The organism is Halomonas sp. A11-A, from assembly GCF_003182195.1.
In the GTDB taxonomy this organism is placed as follows: Bacteria; Pseudomonadota; Gammaproteobacteria; order Pseudomonadales; family Halomonadaceae; genus Halomonas; species Halomonas alkalicola.
This window is the reverse complement of sequence record NZ_QGTM01000023.1, coordinates 1-18319: the sequence shown is the minus strand read 5'-3', so window position 1 is coordinate 18319 and position 18319 is coordinate 1. Positions and strand designations below refer to the sequence as shown.

Here is an 18319-nt window from a genome sequence, read left to right as displayed (position 1 = left end):
TCTTAGAGCTCGCCGCGCGTCATGCGCTCGGCGATGTATTCGGCTTGACGAATCGTCAAGGCAACAATGGTCAGGGTGGGGTTTTCCGTGGCACTGCTGGTGAATTGGCTGCCGTCGGAAATGAACAAGTTATCGATATCGTGGGACTGGCCCCACTGATTGACGACACCATCGCGGGCATTGGCATGCATGCGATTGGTGCCCATGTTGTGGCTGGCCGGATAGGGCGGCAGGTCATTCACATGGTACGCACCGATGGCCGTAAACAGCTCCTTGGACATCCGGTAGGCGTGGTTGCGCATGCGCGTATCATTGTCGTGATCCGCCTTGTGCACCACCGGCACCGGCAAGCCGTACGGGTCCTTCTCGGTGGGATGCAGAGTGATGCGATTGGACTCCAGGGCGAGGTCTTCCCCGCAGATCCAGAACCCCGCCATCCGGCTGTAATTCTCCATGGACTGGGCAAACTGCCGCCCCCATCCATTGGCTGCCCCCGGGTCCAGGAACGCCGCCATGAAGGGCAGCCCCAGATGCAGGGCCTCCAGCTCGTAGCCACCAACATGACCGCGGGAGGGGTCGTTGTCTTCCCACTCCTTGACGATGCCGGGCACCACGGTGCTGCGCTCCATATGCACCGGATGATCGAACTCCGCATAGGAGCCTCCGGTGACATGGGTCATGTAGTTCTTGCCTACCTGGCCCGAGGAATTGGCCAGCCCATCGGGGAACAGACTGGAGGCGGAGTTGAGCAGGAGACGCGGCGACTCGATGGAATTGGCCGCCACGGCGACGATGCGCGCCTTCTGAAACTGCTCCACCCCATCGGCATCGACATAGAGCACACCGGTCGCCTTCCCGTTACGGTCATGCTCGATTCTCAGGGCCATGCAGTTGGGTCTGACTTCCACATTACCGGTGGCTTCGGCCTTGGGAATCTCCGTATACATAGTCGACCACTTTGCGCCGAAGCGGCAGCCCTGCATGCAAAAGCCGGTGACCTGACAGGGCGCCCGCCCGTCGAATGGCACGGTATTGATGGCCAGGTGTGCCTGCTCGCAGCGGGCACCGATTTTGTTGGCACCGGCTTCGATGACTTGATAGTGGGTGCTCTTGCCGTGAAAAGGCATGCCGGTCGCCTCGGTACCACACACGCCCATTTTTTTCTCCGCCAGGGCGTAATAGGGCTCGAGATCCTGCAGCGATAGCGGCCAATCCTCCACATTTGCTCCGGGAATGGCGCCGTTGAGCGTTTTCATCTTGAATTCGTGTTCCTGAAAACGCATGGCGACTCCAGCCCAGTGGATGGTGGAACCACCGACGCCCTTGACGATCCAGGCGGGCAGATTGGGAAAGTCCTCGGCCAGACGAGAAGGCCCCACTAGATTACGTTGGTCTAGCCAGCTGATCTTGTTAAACATCCCCCACTCGTCATTCTCGATATCCTCCATGGTGAAGCGCTTGCCAGCTTCCAGAACCACCGAGCGAATACCCTTTTGTGCCAGCTCATTGGCGAGGGTACCCCCCCCGGCACCGGAACCGATGATCACCACGAGGCCGTCATCATTCAGATCGAATTGCCTGCTCATACGCTTGTGCCCTCTGTTGTTATCGCGACGTTCTATCGTCGCGTCGTTATCGAGTCATGGACGGCGACTCATCGTTATCCGCGCCCACTCAGAGCCAATCCGGCGTGGTATCAAAGCCGCGATGGCGGTAACCCCCCTGTTCCCAGGAGGAGCCTCCATAACCGAACAGGGGCCACAGGTCCGGGTTGTTGTAGATCCCCATCAAGAGGTTGCCCTTGACCTGCGCGAAGAACGGCGTGTGCTGAATCTCCTGCAACAAGGTTTCACGTTCGGCGTCATCCTCGATCCCGGCATAATCGCTGCCATGGGCTGCCCGGGCGCGGCGATCCAGGTCATCGAGGCCGGCGGCAACCTCATCGCGCTGCTTCTCGAGGAGCGGCGTCAGTGATGCCAGGTAGTAGCGATCCTCGATCGCCTCATGGGGATAGATATCCCGACCCAGGCGCAGCAGGCGCCCCGCCAGGTCGGGCTCGGCCAGGGCCCAGCGCGGCCACAGCCCGGTGGCACTCAGCGCCAGGCCGCCAGCGGCCATGGCCCCGGTCAGGGAGAGGAAACGGCGACGGCTGAGCGTCGCCCGGGGAGAAGCGGTCATGGCGTGACTCCTCATCTTGTTATTGGCAGGTCCACCGCATCGGCGACCACGCCCATGCCATCGCAGCTTTCGTGCCAACCCGGCCAAGACGAGAAGTAACCATCTGATAGATAATCAGAAATATAAGAAGAGCAGCAATTTCAAGGGGTGTTCAAAGCGTAACGCCAGGGCGAACGGGCGTGACAACTGTCCCGGTGCCGCCCATTACAGGTGTAACGACCATCGACCAAGGTCGTATCTCGACCAGAGTGACCGCCTTTTACCTTGAAGAGATAACAACGGCACCCCAGAGGCACGTCATGAACGCCAGCCCGAGCCAACGCCAGCATGTCGAGACCATCCTCGACTCCCTGAATCGTCCCGGGGCCCAGGGGGAGGACGCCATCATCGAGCGCTCCTGGCGACGCTGCATCGACCGCTACGGCCTGGACCCGGCCCGCCCCACTCCGGCCCGTTACGTGCCCGGCGCCACCCTGCGCGAGCATCAGGGCCAGGCCGACGACCTGCTCCAGGTGGCCCGCGCCGGGGTCGAACAGCTATACCGCCAGGTGGCACCACTGCGCTACGTGGTACTGCTTACCGATGCCCGTGGTATAGCCGTGCAATTTCTCGGCGCCAAGGCCGACCAGCGCGAACACCAGCGCACCGGCCTCTACCTGGGGGCCGACTGGAGCGAGTCCCATGCCGGCACCTGCGCGGTGGGCACCTGCATCCACGAGCGCACGGCGCTGACCTGCCACCACAGCGATCATTTCAGCGCCCACCATATCCGCCTGACCTGCACGGCGGCGCCGATCTTCGACCCCCATGGTCGACTGCTGGCGGTACTCGATATCTCCGCCTATCAGTCACCGGCCACCAAGGACTCCCAGACCTTCGCCCTGCAGCTGGTGAAATACACCGCCAAGATGATCGAGGATGCCTACTTCCTTCAGCGCTACGGCGACCACCCTATCGTCTGCCTGGACCGCTCCCGGGAATTCGTGCAGATCAATCGCCGCTACCTGCTGGCCATCGAGGAAGACGGCAGCCTGGTGGCGGCCAACACCGCCGGGCGCAAGCTGCTGCGCCATCACGAGCTGCCGCTGCCCGAGGGAGGCGAGGCCCGTCCCTTCAAGGCCTGGAATATTCAGGACCTGCTCGATGCCCAGGTGGACGAGGTGCTGGCGATCCCCCGCCATAGCGACGACCGGGTCCAGGCCTTCCATACACGCCGCCACCGGGAGATCCACTTCGCCACTCTGATCGAGCCGCCACGCCGCACCCCTGAGGCCCAGGCTGCAACCCGGGACAACAGCCTGGCACCTCTGGAAGCCCTGGCCGACGATGACCCCAGCATGCGCGACACCCTGACCCGAGCCGTCAGGCTGCGCAACGAGCCGATCAATATCCTGGTGATAGGAGAGACGGGCACCGGGAAGGAGCGCATGGCTCGGGCCCTGCATGAGTCGAGCCGACGTCACGACAGGCCCTTCGTGGCCATCAACTGCGCCGCGGTACCGGAATCGCTGATCGAGAGCGAACTCTTCGGCCACGAGGCCGGCAGCTTTACCGGTGCGCGCAGCCAGGGCATGAAGGGACTGATCGCCCAAGCCGATGGCGGCACCCTTTTCCTCGATGAGATCGGCGACATGCCGCTGCAGCTTCAGACTCGCCTGCTGCGGGTGCTGGCCGAGCAGGAGGTGCTGCCCATCGGCGCCAACCGCCCCATCAAGGTCGACCTGCGGGTCGTCGCCGCTACCCACCGCGACCTGCGCGAGCTGATCGCCGCAGGGCGCTTCCGCGAAGACCTCTTTTACCGCCTCAACGGCGCAAGCCTACGCCTGCCTCCGCTGCGCGAGCGTACCGACAAGGGCTACTTGATTCGCAGGATTTTCAGCGATCTCAATCGCGAACGCGACGGTCGGGCCAGGCTGCGCGGCGATGCCATGAGCGCCCTGCTCGCCTACGCATGGCCCGGCAATATCCGTGAGCTGCACAACGCCCTGCGCTATGCCCTGGCCACCTGCACTGGTGAAGAAATTGTCGTGAGCGACCTGCCGGAAGAGTGCCTCCACGGACAGCTCGCCCACCCCGGTGCCAGGCGCCCGACAGCAGCCGTCACGGATGGCACCAACGCACCAGCACCGCGTCCGCTAGAGCAGGACCTGCTCTATCGGGCACTGTGCCGCCATCAGTGGAACATCAGCGCCGTGGCACGGGAACTCGGCCTGTCGCGCCCCACTATCTATCGCCGCATGAAACGACTGGGCATTGTGCCTCCCCACCTCAGCACCACGGCTTGACGGTGCCAGAACGCCGGGGCACTCAGCAGCGCCCCTGCATCCTCAGCCCGGGCGGACAGAAGCCCCTGCCGCGGCGGTCGTGGCGACGGTCGTCATAGTAGTAGTGCCGCTCCACCCGCCGGTGGCGATCGCGATAGTAGCGACGATCATCCCCGCGGTAATGGCGATGGCCGCTGTAGCCGTCCACCTCGATCAGCGGACGCGTCTCGACTCGGGCAGGGGTATAGCTGCAGCCCGCCAGGGTCAGGGTAGATGCCACCATGGCCAGCATCAGCAAGCGCACGGGAGTCCTCATGGGGTTACCTCGCAAGGCAGTCGAGAAAAGGGGCTCCCTTCGTTCCCGGTTCGGTGTCGCTACCCATCATCGCGGATGACGGTGGCCTCTAGGGGCCGGCGATACGCAAACAGTGTTCTATAACCTTGTACCAACCGCCGCCCAATCGCCAGGCCGGAGCGGGGAAAAAACGTGCAACCTGGTTGCGGCGTCTTCAGCAGCGCCCCTTCTTGGCCTGGCCCGGCGGGCAGAAACTGCCGCCGCGCGAGTGGCCGCCCCGGTCGTCATCGATGACGATCAGCGGTTCGGACTTGATGCGAGCAGGGGTATAGCTGCAGCCGGCCATGACCAGGCTGGCCGCCACCAGCATGAGGGGCAAATACAGGCGCCGTGACATACGCCCTCCTTGTTCTCTATCAGGGGATCAGGGGAGCTTCATCGGCGCTCATTCTATCCAAACCCGCGGCAAACACCCATGTGGCGCATCGGCGACATGCGCGTCGCCAGACGGAGACAGTGGTCAAGCGGCGACGCTCGTCGCATAGTAGGCCTATCATTAGTCTGCGAACGGGACCTCCCATGGAGAGCGTGCGCCGTCATTCCCTGCTGCTTATCGTGCTGGGCAGCCTGGTCGTCACCCTGGCCATGGGCCTGCGTCATGGTTTCGGCCTGTTCCTCGAGCCCATGAGCACCGAGTTGGGCTGGGGCCGCGGCGTCTTCGCCTTCGCCCTCGCCCTGCAGAACCTGCTGTGGGGGCTCTCCCAGCCCTTCGCCGGGGCCCTGGCCGACCGCTTCGGCGCGGCCCGCGTGGTGGTCGTCGGCGGCGCCCTCTATGCCCTGGGCCTGCTGTTCATGGGCCTCTCGGAATCGGCGTTGGGCATGACCCTCTCCGCCGGCCTCCTGATCGGCCTGGGACTCTCAGGCACCACCTTCACGGTGATCCTCGGCGCCGTGGGCCGAGCGGTGGCCCCGGAGAAGCGCAGCATGGCCATGGGCATCGTCAGCGCCGCCGGCTCCTTCGGCCAGTTCGCCATGCTGCCCGGCACCCTGGGCCTGATTGGGTGGCTCGGCTGGTCGGCGGCGCTGCTGGCAATGGGTGCCATCGCCGCGCTGATGCTGCCGCTGGGTGCCATGTTGCGTGACCGCCCCTCGGCCAAGGCCGCCAGCGACATCAGCCTGGGCGCGGCGCTCAACGAGGCCGCCAACCATCGCGGCTTCTGGCTGCTCTGCCTCGGCTTCTTCGTGTGCGGCTTCCAGGTGGTGTTCATCGGCGTGCACCTGCCCGGCTACCTGTTCGACAGCGGCATCGCCGTGCAGGTGGGCAGCACCGTGCTGGCCCTGGTCGGCCTGTTCAATATCTTCGGCACCTACGCCGCCGGCTGGCTCGGGGGACACTACTCCAAGCCGCGCCTGCTCACCTGGCTCTACCTGATCCGCGGCGTGGTCATCACCCTCTTCCTGGTCGCGCCGCTCAGCCCCGGCAGTGCCTACCTCTTCGGCATCGCCATGGGCCTGCTGTGGCTCTCCACCGTGCCGCTGACCAACGGCATCGTCGCCTCGGTGTTCGGCGTCCAGCACCTCTCCATGCTGGGCGGCATCGTCTTCCTCTTCCACCAGCTCGGCTCCTTCATGGGCGTCTGGCTGGGGGGCTTCTTCTACGACCTGCAGGGCGACTACGCTGTGGTGTGGAACATCGCCATCCTGCTCTCGGTGGTGGCCGCCGCCCTGCACTGGTTCATCAGCGAGCGGCCGGTCAGCCGCCCCACTCCCACGGAGGCCGAGGCATGAGCCGCTCGCTCCTGCTGCCGATCGCCGCCGCCCTGCTGACCGCCATGGCCCTCGCCCTGGTGTGGTGGGGCTGGCACCACCTCGACGCCGCCCAGCTGCTGCTGGGCAGCCGGCTCTGCTGATCGGGACCCGATCCTACGGGTGGTTCTCTACGACCGAGCAGCGGATCGCGAACAGCGTCTCGACATCCTCCACATCCTCCGGCCTGGCCACGCGCATGCGTCGGCGCAAGTCGGGGGCCATCCACGGCGCCGATGACGACGCCTGCGAGCTCAGCGCCCATCTCGTCGACTGGCTGGCGGGGCGGGGTCGGCCGACCCCCTATCGTGGATCAACGTTCGCGGCGGCGAAGGCGCTGCTATGATGCAGGCGACGCAACAGGAGAACGCGATGCCTACCGACGCCAACGCCTTCCAGACCGCCCTCGCCCTGATCCTGGGCATGGACCCGGTGCTACTCGGCATCGTCGCGCTCTCGCTGCAGGTCTCGATCAGCGCGGTGCTGATCGCCGCCCTGCTCGCCCTGCCCCTGGGCGCGGCCCTGGCGCTGTGGCGCTTTCCCGGACGCAGCGCCGTGATCGTGGCGCTGAATGCGCTGATGGGCCTGCCACCGGTGGTGGCCGGGCTCACCGTCTACCTGCTGCTCTCCCGAGCGGGCCCCCTGGGCCAGTTCGGCCTGCTCTTCACCCCCACCGCCATGGTCATCGCCCAGGTGATCCTGATCCTGCCGATCATCGCCGCCCTGACCCGACAGCAGATCGAGGAGCTCCACGGCGAGTATGCCGAGCAGTTGACCTCCCTGGGGCTGACGCGGCTGCGGCGCATTCCCACCCTGCTATGGGACGCCCGCCTGGGGCTGATCACCGTGGTACTGGCCGGCTTCGGCCGCGCCAGCGCCGAGGTGGGGGCGGTGATGATCGTCGGCGGCAATATCGATGGCGTGACCCGGGTGATGACCACCGCCATCGTGCTGGAGACCAGCAAGGGCAACCTGGCCCTGGCCCTGGGGCTCGGCCTGGTGCTGCTGGTGCTGGTGACCCTGATCAACGGCGCCGCCTACCTGGTCGGCGAGACGGCGCGGAGGCGGCTGGGATGAACGACATGCTCCGTCACGCCACCACCGCCGGCATCACCCCGCAGGCCTTCGAGGGGGTGACCGTCAACCACCGCGGCCAGCCGCTGCTGCAGCCGCTCGACCTTCGCCTCAGCGGCTGTCGCCGCACCCTGGTGATGGGGCCCAACGGTGCCGGCAAGAGCCTGCTCATGCGCCTGGCCCATGGCCTGCTGACCAGCAGCTCGGGACGGCTACGGTGGGAAGGGCCAACGCCCCGCCAGGCGATGGTCTTCCAGCGGCCGGTGATGCTCAAGCGCTCGGCACTTGCCAACCTGACCTACGCGCTGGCGGTCAACGACACCCCCCGGTCCCGGCGTCGGCTACTGGCTCGCGAGGCCCTGGAACGCTTCGGCCTCGCCGCCCTCGAGAAGCGACCGGCCCGGGTACTCTCTGGCGGCGAGCAGCAGCGCCTCGCCCTGGCCCGCGCCTGGCTGACGCGCCCCGAGGTGCTGTTCCTCGACGAGCCCACCTCGGCACTGGACCCAGCGGCCATCAAGGCGGTGGAGGATGCGGTCCTGGAGTTCCACGCTGCCGGCACGCGCATCGTGATGAGCAGCCACGACCTGCACCAGGCCCGGCGCCTGGCCGACGACGTCCTCTTCCTGTGCGGCGGGCGACTGCTGGAGCACACCCCCGCCGAGCGATTCTTCACGGCACCGGCCTCTCCCGAGGCCCGGGCCTTTATCCGCGGCGAACTGGTGGTCATCCCCGCCAACGCCCACCCTCCTGGCCACTGAGAAAGGAAGCGCCATGAACAAGATCGCAGCGACACTCGCCGGTATCGGCCTGCTCGGCCTCTCCTCCGCCCTGTTCGCCCAGGAGGAGGCCCCCTATATCACCCTGGCCTCCACCACCTCCACCGAGAACTCGGGGCTCTTCGACGCCCTCCTGCCGCGGTTCACCGAGGCCTCCGGCATCGAGGTGCGGGTCGTCGCCGTGGGCACCGGCCAGGCCTTCGAGCTGGCCCGCCGCGGCGATGCGGACGCCCTGCTGGTGCACGACACCGCAGGCGAAACTCGCTTCGTGGACGAGGGCTACGGCACCGAGCGGGCCGATGTGATGTATAACGACTTCGTGCTGATCGGCCCCAGCGCCGACCCCGCCGGGGTCGCGGCGGCCGAGAGCGTCACCGATGCCCTGGTGCGAATCGCCGAGGCCGAGGCGCCCTTCGCCTCCCGTGGCGACGACAGCGGCACTCACCGCGCCGAGCAACGCCTCTGGGAGGCCGCCGAGATCACCCCGGCCGCCCCCTGGTACCGCGAACTGGGCAGCGGCATGGGCCCGACCCTCAACACCGCCGCCGGCATGGACGCCTACGCGATGAGCGACCGCGCCACCTGGGTGGCCTTCGCCAACCCCCAGGACCTGACCCTGCTCTTCGAGGGCGACGAGCGCCTCTTCAACCAGTACGGCAGCGTGGTGATCGACGCCGAGCGCCACCCCCACCTCAAGCATGAGCTGGCCGCCCAGTGGCACGCCTGGCTGCTCTCCGACGAGGGCCAGCAGGCGATCGCCGACTTCAGCGTCGACGGCCAGCAGCTGTTCTTCCCCAATGCCAACTCCCCTTAAGGGCCTGACTCCGTCAACCGCCCCAGCAACCCCTCGAGCTCATTGCTCAGGAAGCGCGGCTCCACGCATTCGCCCAGGTGCCCCTCGGCGAAGCGCAGGAAACCCAGCGCCGCGTGGGAGAGGCGCCGGTCGCGGCGCACGATGAACTGCCAGTGGCTCTCAATGGGCAGGCCCGTCACCGGCAGGATGGTGATATCGGGATGCTCCGGCGGCAGCACGTGCTCGGAGAGCACGGCGAGGCCCATGCCGGCGGCCACGCCGACCCGGATCGCCTCGTTGCTGGCCATCTGCAGGGTCGGCCCCAGGGTCAGCCCCTGCTCCTGCAGCCAGCTCTCGAAGAGCATGCGGGTGGCCGAGCCCGGCTCGCGCAGCAAGAAGCGCTCCTCGAGCAGCTCCCCCATGGCGATACGCTCGCGCTCCGTCAGGGGATGTCCCTGGGGCGCCACCGCCACCAGGGGGTTGCGCAGGAAGCGCCCGGCCAGGGCGTGGGCCAGGGACGGCGGGTGGCTGAACACGTAGAGGTCATCCTCCTGGCGCTCGAAGCGGGTCAGCATCTGGCGGCGGTTGCCGATGTGCACGGTGACGTCCACTTCGGGAAAGGCGCGGCTGTAGGGACCGAGCAGGCGCGGCAGCACGTACTGGGCGGTGTTGACCAGGGCGATGGAGAAGCGCCCCCGTTCGCCGCCGCGCAGGGCGGCCAGGTAGTCGTCGAAGTCGGCGAAGCGCCCCAGCACCTCGCGGCTGGCGCGGTAGAGCTCCAGGCCCGCCTCGGTGGGCACAAGCCGCCCCTGGCGGTTCTCGAGCAGCGGCTCCCCCACCGCCTCGGCCAGCCGCTTGAGCTGCTGGGAGACGGTGGGCTGGGTGAGATGCAGGCGCCGCGCAGCCTCGCTGATGGAACCGGCCCCGACCACCGCCACATGCACCTGCAGCAGCCGGAAGGTGAGATGTCGTATGTTCACGGCCTTCCTCGCACACCTATAGATAATCACCTATAGTGCATTGTCGAGAACTTTATTGGTATCAATAGAACGAATTTCTGACAATGCGCGGCGTCATTCAACCCGCTGACCGAGAGTCCCCTGATGCCTGATATCGTGGTGATGTTCTTCCTGCTCGGCCTGCTCGCCGGGGTGGTGAAGTCCGACCTGACCATCCCCAAGGCCGCCTACGACACCCTGAGCCTGCTGCTGATGCTGACCATCGGCCTCAAGGGGGGCATGGCGCTCTACGGCAACCTCGGCTGGTCGCTCGTGCCGGAACTGGTCGCCGTGGCCGCCCTGGGGGCGCTGATACCGCTGGCCCTGATGCCGATACTGCGCCGGCTGATTCGGCTCTCTCCTGCCGACAGCGCCAGCATCGCCGCCCACTACGGCTCGGTCAGCGCCGGCACCTTCGCCGTGGCCCTGGCCTTCGCCGAGGGGCGCCACCTGCCCATCGGCGCCGAGGTCACCCTCTATCTGGTGATGATGGAGCTGCCGGCGATCATGGTCGCCATCGCCCTCTATCGTCGCCATGCGGGCAAGGCTGCCGGGGAAGCGATGCAGGGCATCTGGCATGAGACGCTGACCAACCGCGGGGTGATCCTGCTGGCCGGCGGCGCGGTGATCGGCGCCATGTACGGGCCTCAGGAGGGCGCCAACGTCACCGAGCTCTTCACCAACGCCTTCCACGCCGTGCTCGCCCTCTTCCTGCTGCAGATGGGCCTCACCGCCGCCGATACCCTGCGCCCCATCCCCTGGTTCCACTGGCGGCTACTCACCTTCGCCCTGGTCGCCCCGCCGCTGCTCTCGCTGGCCGGCCTGGCCGTGGGCCTGGCGCTGGGCCTGCCCACCGGCTCGCTCTTGATCCTCACTGCCCTGGCCGCTAGCGCCTCCTATATCGCCGCCCCGGCCGCCATGCGCACCGCCATTCCCGAGGCCAACATCGGCCTGGCGATGCTCGCCGCCCTGGGCTTCACCTTCCCGCTCAACGTGATCCTCGGCATCCCCCTCTACCACCAGCTGATCCAGTGGCTGGCCGGCTGAGCGAACCAAGCCGAGCCACCAAAAACGACAAGGCAGCCCACCGGGCTGCCTTGTCGTTTCAAAACGGTCGTCATTTCACAGCCGCCGCCCGACATTCGTCTAAGGCGTGAAAAGCTGCACTTTACGTTAACGTCAACCTGACCTAGTCTTGTGCCATCACGGTTTTACCACCCGACACGACCCGTCGTGCCCGCCCGAATTCCAGCGAGAAGCCAGGGCGCCGCGACCACCGACAAGAACGGAGCCCCGCTCATGCATACGCCCTTCAAGCCCCTCGACTTCGGCCTTGACGACGAACTGAACATGCTGCGCGACCAGGTCAACGCCTTCGCCCGCGACGAGATCGCCCCGCGCGCCGCCGAGATCGACGAGAAGAACGAGTTCCCCAACGACCTGTGGCAGAAGTTCGGCGACATGGGCCTGCTCGGCATCACCGTGCCGGAAGAGGACGGCGGCACCGGCATGGGCTACCTGGCGCACTGCATCGCCATGGAGGAGATCTCCCGGGCCAGCGCCTCCGTGGGCCTCTCCTACGGCGCCCACTCCAACCTCTGCGTCAACCAGCTCAAGATCAACGCCAACGCCGAGCAGAAGGCCAAGTACCTGCCCAAGCTGATCAGCGGCGAGCACGTCGGGGCACTGGCCATGTCCGAGCCGGGCGCCGGTTCCGACGTGGTCTCCATGAAGCTGCGCGCCGAGAAGCGCGGCGACCGCTACGTGCTCAACGGCAACAAGATGTGGATCACCAATGGCCCCGATGCCGACGTGCTGGTGGTCTACGCCAAGACCGACCCCGAGGCGGGCTCCAAGGGCATCACCGCCTTCATCATCGAGAAGGGCATGCCCGGCTTCTCCACCGCCCAGAAGCTCGACAAGCTCGGCATGCGCGGCTCCAACACCTGCGAGCTGGTGTTCCAGGACTGCGAGGTGCCGGCCGAGAACGTGCTGGGCGATGAGGGCAAGGGTGTGCGCGTACTGATGAGCGGCCTGGACTACGAGCGCACCGTGCTCGCCGCCGGCCCCATCGGCATCATGCAGGCGGCCATGGACGTCGTCGTGCCCTACGTTCACGAGCGCAAGCAGTTCAACCAGTCCATCGGCGAGTTCCAACTGGTACAGGGCAAGATCGCCGACATGGTCACCACGCTGAATGCCTGCCGCGCCTACCTCTACGCGGTGGCGGCGGCCTGCGATCGCGGCCAGACTTCCCGCAAGGACGCCGCCGGCGTGATCCTCTACTGCGCGGAAAAGGCCACCCAGGTGGCGCTGGACGCCATCCAACTGCTCGGCGGCAACGGCTACATCAACGAGTACCCCACCGGACGCCTGCTGCGCGACGCCAAGCTCTACGAAATCGGCGCCGGCACCAGCGAGATCCGCCGCATGCTGATCGGCCGCGAGCTGTTCAACGAGTCCAAGTAAGAATGGCTGCGCTCACTCATACGGCGTTGAAAATCGGCTCAAGCTGCTCATTTACTAAAGTAAACTCCGCGCTTTCGCCGATTTTCGCCTTGTCTGAGTATCGCTCGCACATTCTTACCCTTCAGAATTGAGGAGCCGATAGATGGCCATCCTGAATACTCAGATCAACCCGCGCAGCGAGGGCTTCCAGGCCAACGACAAGGCCATGCGCCACGAGGTGATGAAGCTGCGTGAGCTGACCGCGGCGATCAGCCAGGGCGGCGGCGAAAAGGCCCGCGCCCGCCACGAGAGCCGCGGCAAGCTGTTCGTGCGCGACCGCATCGATCACCTGATCGACGAGGGCTCACCTTTTCTCGAGTTCTCGGCGCTGGCCGCCCATGAGGTCTACGAGAGCGACGTACCCGCCGCCGGCGTGGTCACCGGCATCGGCCGTGTGAGTGGCGTGGAGTGCGTGATCGTCGCCAACGACGCCACCGTCAAGGGCGGCACCTACTACCCGCTGACGGTGAAGAAGCACATCCGCGCCCAGGAGATCGCCCGCAAGCATCGCCTGCCGTGCATCTACCTGGTCGACTCCGGCGGCGCCTTCCTGCCCCGCCAGGACGAGGTCTTCCCCGACCGCGACCATTTCGGGCGCATCTTCTACAACCAGGCCACCCTCTCCGCCGAAGGCATCCCGCAGATCGCCGTGGTGATGGGCTCCTGCACCGCCGGCGGCGCCTACGTACCGGCCATGGCCGACGAGTCGATCATCGTCAAGCAGCAGGGCACCATCTTCCTCGGCGGCCCGCCGCTGGTGAAGGCCGCCACCGGCGAGACCATCAGCGCCGAGGACCTGGGCGGCGCCGACGTGCACGCCAAGAGGAGCGGCGTGGCCGACCACTACGCCGAGAACGACGCCCACGCCCTGCAGCTCGCCCGCGCCTGCGTGTCGCGGCTGAACTGGCAGAAGTGCGGCCAGCTCAAGATGCAGGCGCCCAAGCCCCCGCGGCTGGACCCCAGCGAGATCTACGGCATCGTCGGCACCGACCTCAAGAAGCCGTTCGACGTGCGCGAGGTGATCGGCCGCATCGTCGACGACTCCGACTTCGACGAGTTCAAGCGCTACTACGGCGACACCCTGGTCACCGGCTTCGCCCATATTCACGGCTACCCGGTGGGCATCGTCGCCAACAATGGCGTGCTGTTCTCCGAATCCGCCGTGAAAGGTGCCCATTTCATCGAGCTGTGCGCCCAGCGCAAGATCCCGCTGGTGTTCCTGCAGAACATCACCGGCTTCATGGTCGGCTCCAAGTACGAGCACGAAGGTATCGCCAAGCACGGCGCCAAGCTCGTCACCGCGGTGGCCTGCGCCAAGGTGCCCAAATTCACCGTGCTGATCGGCGGCAGCTTCGGCGCCGGCAACTACGGCATGTGCGGCCGCGCCTTTGAGCCCAACCTGCTCTTTATGTGGCCGAATGCCAGAATTTCCGTCATGGGGGGTGAACAAGCCGCCGGTGTACTGGCCCAGGTCAAGCGCGAGCAGATCGAGCGCGAGGGCCGCGAGTGGAGCAAGGAGGAGGAAGAGGCCTTCAAGCAGCCCACCCGCGAACAGTACGAGCGCCAGGGCCACCCCTACTACGCCAGCGCCCGCCTGTGGGACGACGGCGTGATCGACCCGGCCCAGACCCGCGACGTGCTGGGCCTGTCGCTCGCCGCGGCCATGAATGCCGAGATCGAAGAGACCAAGTTCGGCGTGTTCCGGATGTAAGGAAGGATGGCACCCATGGCAACGCAACAGACCTACTCCCGACTGGAGCTCGACGACCGCGGCGTGGCCTGGCTGACGCTGGAGCGCCCCGAGGTCCATAACGCCTTCGACGACAGCCTGATCGCCGAGCTCAATGGCCACCTGGAGCGACTGCATGCCGCCGCCACCTCCGGCGAGGTGCGCGTGGTGGTGCTGGGCTCCGAGGGCAAGAGCTTCTCCGCCGGAGCCGACCTCGGCTGGATGAAGCGCATGGTGGAGTACGACTTCGACGGCAACCTGGCCGACTCGCGCAAGCTCGCCGCCCTGATGCACGGGCTCGACACCCTGCCCTGCCCCACCCTCTGTCGCGTGCAGGGAGCCGCCTTCGGCGGTGCCGTGGGCCTGGCCGCCTGCTGCGACGTCGTCGTCGCCTCCGAGAAGGCCAAGTTCTGCCTCTCCGAAGTGAAGATCGGCCTGTCGCCCGCGGTGATCAGCCCCTACGTGCAGCGTGCCCTGGGCCCGCGCCAGATGCGCCGCTACGCCCTGACCGCCGAGGTGATGGACGCCACCACCGCCCTGGCGCTCGGCCTCGTTCATCGCCTCGCCCCCCACGACGAGCTCGACGCCGCCGTGGAAGCCATGCTCGACATCCTGCTGGCCGGCTCGCCCCAGGCCCAGCGCGCCACCAAGGCACTGCTGGCCGAGGTCGCCCGGGCTCCCGACTCTGATGCCACCCGCGAGCACACCTGCCGGGTGATCGCCAAGCTGCGCGTCAGCCAGGAGGGCCAGGAGGGCCTGGCCAGCTTCTTCGAGAAGCGCCGCCCCGCCTGGGCAAACGACAGCGACAACGGTGTCGCCAAGAACCGTGTCGCAGAAAACAATGCCGCGGAGCCCCGCTCATGACCCTTGAAGTGAAGAAATTCGATACCCTGCTGGTCGCCAACCGCGGCGAGATCGCCTGCCGGGTGATGCGCACCGCGCGCGCCATGGGCCTGCGCACCGTGGCCGTCTACTCCGACGCCGACGCCAATGCCCGCCACGTGCGCGAGGCCGACGAGGCCGTGCGCCTCGGCCCCGCCGCCGCCCGCGAGAGCTACCTCAACATCGAGGCGGTGATCGAAGCGGCGCGACGCACCGGCGCCGGCGCCATCCACCCCGGCTACGGCTTCCTCTCCGAGAACGGCCCCTTCGTGGAGGCCCTGGAGAAGGCCGGCATCACCTTCGTCGGCCCGCCCGCCTCGGCCATCGCCGCCATGGGCGACAAGTCCGCCGCCAAGGCGCGCATGTCCCACGCCGGCGTGCCCCTGGTGCCGGGCTACCACGGCGACGACCAGGATGATGCCCTGCTCAAGAGCGAGGCCGACAAGATCGGCTACCCGGTGCTGCTCAAGGCCAGCGCCGGCGGCGGCGGCAAGGGCATGCGCGTGGTGGAGTCCGGTGACGGCTTCCAGGCCGCTCTCGACGGCTGCCGCCGCGAGTCCCAGGCCGCCTTCGGCGACCAGCGCATGCTGATCGAGAAGTACCTGACCCAGCCGCGCCACGTGGAGGTCCAGGTGTTCTGCGACCGCCACGGCAACGGCGTCTACCTCTTTGAGCGCGACTGCTCCGTGCAGCGCCGCCACCAAAAGGTGCTGGAAGAGGCCCCGGCCCCGGGCATGAGCGCCGAACTGCGCCGCGAGATGGGCGAGGCCGCCGTGCGCGCCGCCCGCGAGATCGGCTATGTGGGCGCGGGCACGGTCGAATTTCTCCTCGATGCGGATGGCTCTTTCTACTTTATGGAGATGAACACCCGCCTGCAGGTGGAGCACCCGGTCACCGAGATGATCACCGGCCAGGACCTGGTCGAGTGGCAGCTACGCGTGGCCATGGGCGAGCGGCTGCCGCTGGCCCAGGATGAGCTGACCATCACCGGCCACAGCTTCGAGGCGCGCCTCTACGCCGAGGACCCGGAGCAGGACTTCCTGCCCGCCACCGGCACCCTGACCCGCTTCGCCCTGGACCTGGAAGGCGCCGGCCTGGATGCCGACAAGGTGCGCCTGGACAGCGGCGTGGAGAGCGGCGACGTCGTCTCCATGCACTACGACCCGATGCTCGCCAAGCTGATCGTCCACGGTGACGACCGCGACCAGGCGCTGGCCACCCTCAATCGGGCCCTGGCGGCGCTGGACGTGCAGGGCGTGGTCACCAACCGCGCCTTCCTGCAGCGCCTGGCCACCCACCCCGCCTTCAAGGGCTGCGAGCTCGACACCCGCTTCATCGAGAAGCACGAGGAGAGCCTCTTCGCCCCGCGCGAGCTCACCACCGAGGCCTACGCCGCCGCGGCGCTGATCGGCCTCAAGCAGCTCTCCCGCGAGTGCGAGAGCGACTCCCCCTGGGATCGCCACGACGGCTTCCGTATCAATGCCCCGCACACCATCCGCCTGGCTCTGTGCGCCACCGGCCACGACCTGACCCGCGCCCAGGCGCCGGACGCCGAAGGCGTGGTGATCGTGGAAGGCACCCGGGAGACCGATGCCGACCCCTGGCAGCTGGTGATCGGCGACGAGACCCTCACCGCGCGCCTGCAGCATCTGGAAGGCGACGCCGTGGCGGTGACCCTCGACGGCCACCGCCGCCGCCTGCAGGCGCGCCTGGGCGAGAACGGCGTGGTGGTGATGGCTGACCCGAGCGGCGAGACCCGCCTGTTCTGGCGCCGCATCGACGCCATCGACCACGGCCAGCACGAGGCGGAATCCACCCTTACCGCCCCTATGCACGGCACCGTGGTGGCGCTGCTGGTGAAGCCGGGCCAGAAGGTGGAGAAAGGCATGCCGCTGATGGTCATGGAAGCCATGAAGATGGAACACACCATGGTCGCCCCCGCCGATGGCCACGTGGAGAGCTTCCACTTCGCCGCCGGCGACACCGTGAGCCAGGGCGACGTGCTGCTCGAATTCGCCGCGGAGGAGTAAGCCAATGGCATTCCCGAAACAGGTACGCCTGGTCGAGGTCGGCCCCCGCGACGGCCTGCAGAACGAGCCCGAGCCGATCAGCACCGCCACCAAGCTGGAGCTGATCGACCGCCTGGGCGCGGCCGGCCTCTCCTACATCGAGGCGGCCAGCTTCGTCTCGCCCAAGTGGGTGCCGCAGATGGCCGACCACCGCGAGGTGATGCAGAACCTCGCCCGGCTGGATGGCGTGACCTATGCGGCGCTGACCCCCAACCTCAAGGGGCTGGAGGCGGCGCTGGAGTGCGGCGTCGAGGAGGTGGCGGTGTTCGGCGCCGCCTCCGAGGCCTTCTCCCAGAAGAACATCAACTGCTCCGTGGCCGAATCCCTGGCCCGCTTCGAGCCGGTGCTGGAGCGCGCGCGCGAGGCCGGCGTGCGGGTGCGCGGCTATGTCTCCACCGTGCTGGGCTGCCCCTACGAGGGCGAGATCGCCCCCGCCAAGGTGGCCGAGGTGTCCAAGGCGCTCTATGAGATGGGCTGCTACGAGATCTCGCTGGGCGACACCATCGGCGTCGGCACCCCGCTCAAGGCCAAGCGCATGCTCGAGGCGGTGAGCCGCGAGGTGCCCATGGCCCAGCTCGCCGCCCACTTCCACGATACCTACGGCCAGGCGCTGGCCAACCTCTACGCGGTGCTGGAGGAAGGCATCGCGGTGGTGGACAGCTCCGTCGCCGGCCTCGGCGGCTGCCCCTACGCCAAGGGCGCCTCGGGCAACGTGGCCAGCGAAGACGTGGTCTACCTGCTCAACGGCCTCGGCATCAAGACCGGCATCGACCTCGACGCCCTGGCCGCCACCGGCACCTGGATCACCCAGGCCATCGGTCGGCCCAACCGCTCCAAGGTAGGGGTGGCGTTCCCGAGTTCGACAGATAGAAGCGTAAGCCACTGATTAACCTGAAAACGTGTTTTCAAAATTGGCACTACAAGCGAGATGCAGTCGGTGCCGGTAG

Annotated in this window: 17 protein-coding genes; 12 read left to right on the top strand and 5 right to left on the bottom strand. The window is 67.1% G+C overall.

Annotation, left to right across the window (positions count from 1 at the left end; genetic code table 11):
• Nucleotides 1–2: 2 nt before the first annotated feature.
• The gene (locus tag DER72_RS12970) at nucleotides 3–1586 is read right to left on the bottom strand and encodes a GMC family oxidoreductase (RefSeq protein ID WP_110070412.1); all 1584 of its coding nucleotides are present in this window, start codon (nucleotides 1584–1586) and stop codon (nucleotides 3–5) included.
• A gap of 88 nt (nucleotides 1587–1674) precedes the next feature.
• A complete protein-coding gene (locus DER72_RS12965; RefSeq protein ID WP_110070411.1) occupies nucleotides 1675–2178 on the bottom strand; it encodes a transcriptional initiation protein Tat in 504 nt (167 codons plus the stop codon).
• 299 nt (nucleotides 2179–2477) lie between these two features.
• Between DER72_RS12965 and DER72_RS12960 the strand changes: the two genes are divergently transcribed.
• Nucleotides 2478–4463 carry a sigma-54-dependent Fis family transcriptional regulator gene (locus DER72_RS12960; protein WP_110070410.1) on the top strand — a complete coding sequence of 662 codons (1986 nt, stop codon included), beginning with the start codon at nucleotides 2478–2480 and terminating at the stop codon, nucleotides 4461–4463.
• A 22-nt stretch (nucleotides 4464–4485) separates the two neighbouring features.
• On the opposite strand, the gene DER72_RS12955 is transcribed toward DER72_RS12960, so the two are convergent.
• Together DER72_RS12955 and DER72_RS12950 are read right to left on the bottom strand one after the other, a co-directional pair.
• The gene (locus tag DER72_RS12955) at nucleotides 4486–4758 is read right to left on the bottom strand and encodes a hypothetical protein (protein WP_110070409.1); all 273 of its coding nucleotides are present in this window, start codon (nucleotides 4756–4758) and stop codon (nucleotides 4486–4488) included.
• Between the two features lie 193 nt (nucleotides 4759–4951).
• Nucleotides 4952–5134: a hypothetical protein gene (locus DER72_RS12950; protein WP_110070408.1), complete on the bottom strand. Its 183-nt coding sequence runs from the start codon at nucleotides 5132–5134 to the stop codon at nucleotides 4952–4954.
• A gap of 182 nt (nucleotides 5135–5316) precedes the next feature.
• Between DER72_RS12950 and DER72_RS12945 the strand changes: the two genes are divergently transcribed.
• The 5 genes from DER72_RS12945 (at nucleotide 5317) to DER72_RS12930 (ending at nucleotide 9207) form a co-directional block, all read left to right on the top strand.
• Nucleotides 5317–6525: an MFS transporter gene (locus DER72_RS12945; protein ID WP_110070407.1), complete on the top strand. Its 1209-nt coding sequence runs from the start codon at nucleotides 5317–5319 to the stop codon at nucleotides 6523–6525.
• Nucleotides 6522–6647 (top strand): hypothetical protein, encoded by a 126-nt coding sequence (locus tag DER72_RS16485; protein WP_258306303.1) that lies wholly within the window; start codon nucleotides 6522–6524, stop codon nucleotides 6645–6647. Before DER72_RS12945 ends, DER72_RS16485 begins: the two co-directional genes overlap by 4 nt.
• Nucleotides 6648–6915: 268 nt before the next feature.
• The gene (locus DER72_RS12940) at nucleotides 6916–7620 is read left to right on the top strand and encodes an ABC transporter permease (RefSeq protein ID WP_110070406.1); all 705 of its coding nucleotides are present in this window, start codon (nucleotides 6916–6918) and stop codon (nucleotides 7618–7620) included.
• Nucleotides 7617–8375 (top strand): ATP-binding cassette domain-containing protein, encoded by a 759-nt coding sequence (locus tag DER72_RS12935; protein WP_258306302.1) that lies wholly within the window; start codon nucleotides 7617–7619, stop codon nucleotides 8373–8375. Before DER72_RS12940 ends, DER72_RS12935 begins: the two co-directional genes overlap by 4 nt.
• A gap of 13 nt (nucleotides 8376–8388) precedes the next feature.
• Nucleotides 8389–9207, top strand: a complete 819-nt coding sequence (locus DER72_RS12930) for a substrate-binding domain-containing protein (RefSeq protein WP_110070405.1) — start codon at nucleotides 8389–8391, stop codon at nucleotides 9205–9207.
• Here the strand turns inward: DER72_RS12930 and DER72_RS12925 are convergent.
• On the bottom strand, nucleotides 9204–10166 hold the full coding sequence (locus DER72_RS12925; RefSeq protein ID WP_110070404.1) for a LysR family transcriptional regulator: 963 nt from the start codon (nucleotides 10164–10166) through the stop codon (nucleotides 9204–9206). The genes DER72_RS12930 and DER72_RS12925 overlap by 4 nt on opposite strands.
• A 123-nt stretch (nucleotides 10167–10289) precedes the next feature.
• Between DER72_RS12925 and DER72_RS12920 the strand changes: the two genes are divergently transcribed.
• From DER72_RS12920 to DER72_RS12895, 6 genes are all read left to right on the top strand, one after another.
• Nucleotides 10290–11231 carry a sodium-dependent bicarbonate transport family permease gene (locus DER72_RS12920; RefSeq protein ID WP_110070403.1) on the top strand — a complete coding sequence of 314 codons (942 nt, stop codon included), beginning with the start codon at nucleotides 10290–10292 and terminating at the stop codon, nucleotides 11229–11231.
• 252 nt (nucleotides 11232–11483) lie between these two features.
• Nucleotides 11484–12653, top strand: a complete 1170-nt coding sequence (locus tag DER72_RS12915; protein WP_110070402.1) for an isovaleryl-CoA dehydrogenase — start codon at nucleotides 11484–11486, stop codon at nucleotides 12651–12653.
• 142 nt (nucleotides 12654–12795) lie between these two features.
• Nucleotides 12796–14403, top strand: a complete 1608-nt coding sequence (locus DER72_RS12910) for a carboxyl transferase domain-containing protein (RefSeq protein ID WP_110070401.1) — start codon at nucleotides 12796–12798, stop codon at nucleotides 14401–14403.
• Nucleotides 14404–14418: 15 nt separating this feature from the next.
• Nucleotides 14419–15285, top strand: a complete 867-nt coding sequence (locus DER72_RS12905; RefSeq protein WP_110070400.1) for an enoyl-CoA hydratase/isomerase family protein — start codon at nucleotides 14419–14421, stop codon at nucleotides 15283–15285.
• Nucleotides 15282–17333 carry an acetyl/propionyl/methylcrotonyl-CoA carboxylase subunit alpha gene (locus tag DER72_RS12900; protein ID WP_110070399.1) on the top strand — a complete coding sequence of 684 codons (2052 nt, stop codon included), beginning with the start codon at nucleotides 15282–15284 and terminating at the stop codon, nucleotides 17331–17333. The genes DER72_RS12905 and DER72_RS12900 overlap by 4 nt, the downstream gene beginning before the upstream one ends.
• Nucleotides 17334–17337: 4 nt before the next feature.
• Nucleotides 17338–18258, top strand: a complete 921-nt coding sequence (locus tag DER72_RS12895; protein WP_110070398.1) for a hydroxymethylglutaryl-CoA lyase — start codon at nucleotides 17338–17340, stop codon at nucleotides 18256–18258.
• Nucleotides 18259–18319 lie beyond the last annotated feature (61 nt).

What these genes read in the sequence shown, in the direction of transcription:
- DER72_RS12930 (WP_110070405.1), top strand. Translation starts at nt 8,389, where the DNA reads ATGAACAAGATCGCAGCGACACTCGCCGGTATCGGCCTGCTCGGCCTC.
- DER72_RS12965 (WP_110070411.1), bottom strand. Translation starts at nt 2,178, where the DNA reads ATGACCGCTTCTCCCCGGGCGACGCTCAGCCGTCGCCGTTTCCTCTCC.
- DER72_RS12895 (WP_110070398.1), top strand. Translation starts at nt 17,338, where the DNA reads ATGGCATTCCCGAAACAGGTACGCCTGGTCGAGGTCGGCCCCCGCGAC.
- DER72_RS12920 (WP_110070403.1), top strand. Translation starts at nt 10,290, where the DNA reads ATGCCTGATATCGTGGTGATGTTCTTCCTGCTCGGCCTGCTCGCCGGG.
- DER72_RS16485 (WP_258306303.1), top strand. Translation starts at nt 6,522, where the DNA reads ATGAGCCGCTCGCTCCTGCTGCCGATCGCCGCCGCCCTGCTGACCGCC.
- DER72_RS12935 (WP_258306302.1), top strand. Translation starts at nt 7,617, where the DNA reads ATGAACGACATGCTCCGTCACGCCACCACCGCCGGCATCACCCCGCAG.
- DER72_RS12945 (WP_110070407.1), top strand. Translation starts at nt 5,317, where the DNA reads ATGGAGAGCGTGCGCCGTCATTCCCTGCTGCTTATCGTGCTGGGCAGC.
- DER72_RS12970 (WP_110070412.1), bottom strand. Translation starts at nt 1,586, where the DNA reads ATGAGCAGGCAATTCGATCTGAATGATGACGGCCTCGTGGTGATCATC.
- DER72_RS12955 (WP_110070409.1), bottom strand. Translation starts at nt 4,758, where the DNA reads ATGAGGACTCCCGTGCGCTTGCTGATGCTGGCCATGGTGGCATCTACC.
- DER72_RS12950 (WP_110070408.1), bottom strand. Translation starts at nt 5,134, where the DNA reads ATGTCACGGCGCCTGTATTTGCCCCTCATGCTGGTGGCGGCCAGCCTG.
- DER72_RS12905 (WP_110070400.1), top strand. Translation starts at nt 14,419, where the DNA reads ATGGCAACGCAACAGACCTACTCCCGACTGGAGCTCGACGACCGCGGC.
- DER72_RS12940 (WP_110070406.1), top strand. Translation starts at nt 6,916, where the DNA reads ATGCCTACCGACGCCAACGCCTTCCAGACCGCCCTCGCCCTGATCCTG.
- DER72_RS12910 (WP_110070401.1), top strand. Translation starts at nt 12,796, where the DNA reads ATGGCCATCCTGAATACTCAGATCAACCCGCGCAGCGAGGGCTTCCAG.
- DER72_RS12900 (WP_110070399.1), top strand. Translation starts at nt 15,282, where the DNA reads ATGACCCTTGAAGTGAAGAAATTCGATACCCTGCTGGTCGCCAACCGC.
- DER72_RS12960 (WP_110070410.1), top strand. Translation starts at nt 2,478, where the DNA reads ATGAACGCCAGCCCGAGCCAACGCCAGCATGTCGAGACCATCCTCGAC.
- DER72_RS12915 (WP_110070402.1), top strand. Translation starts at nt 11,484, where the DNA reads ATGCATACGCCCTTCAAGCCCCTCGACTTCGGCCTTGACGACGAACTG.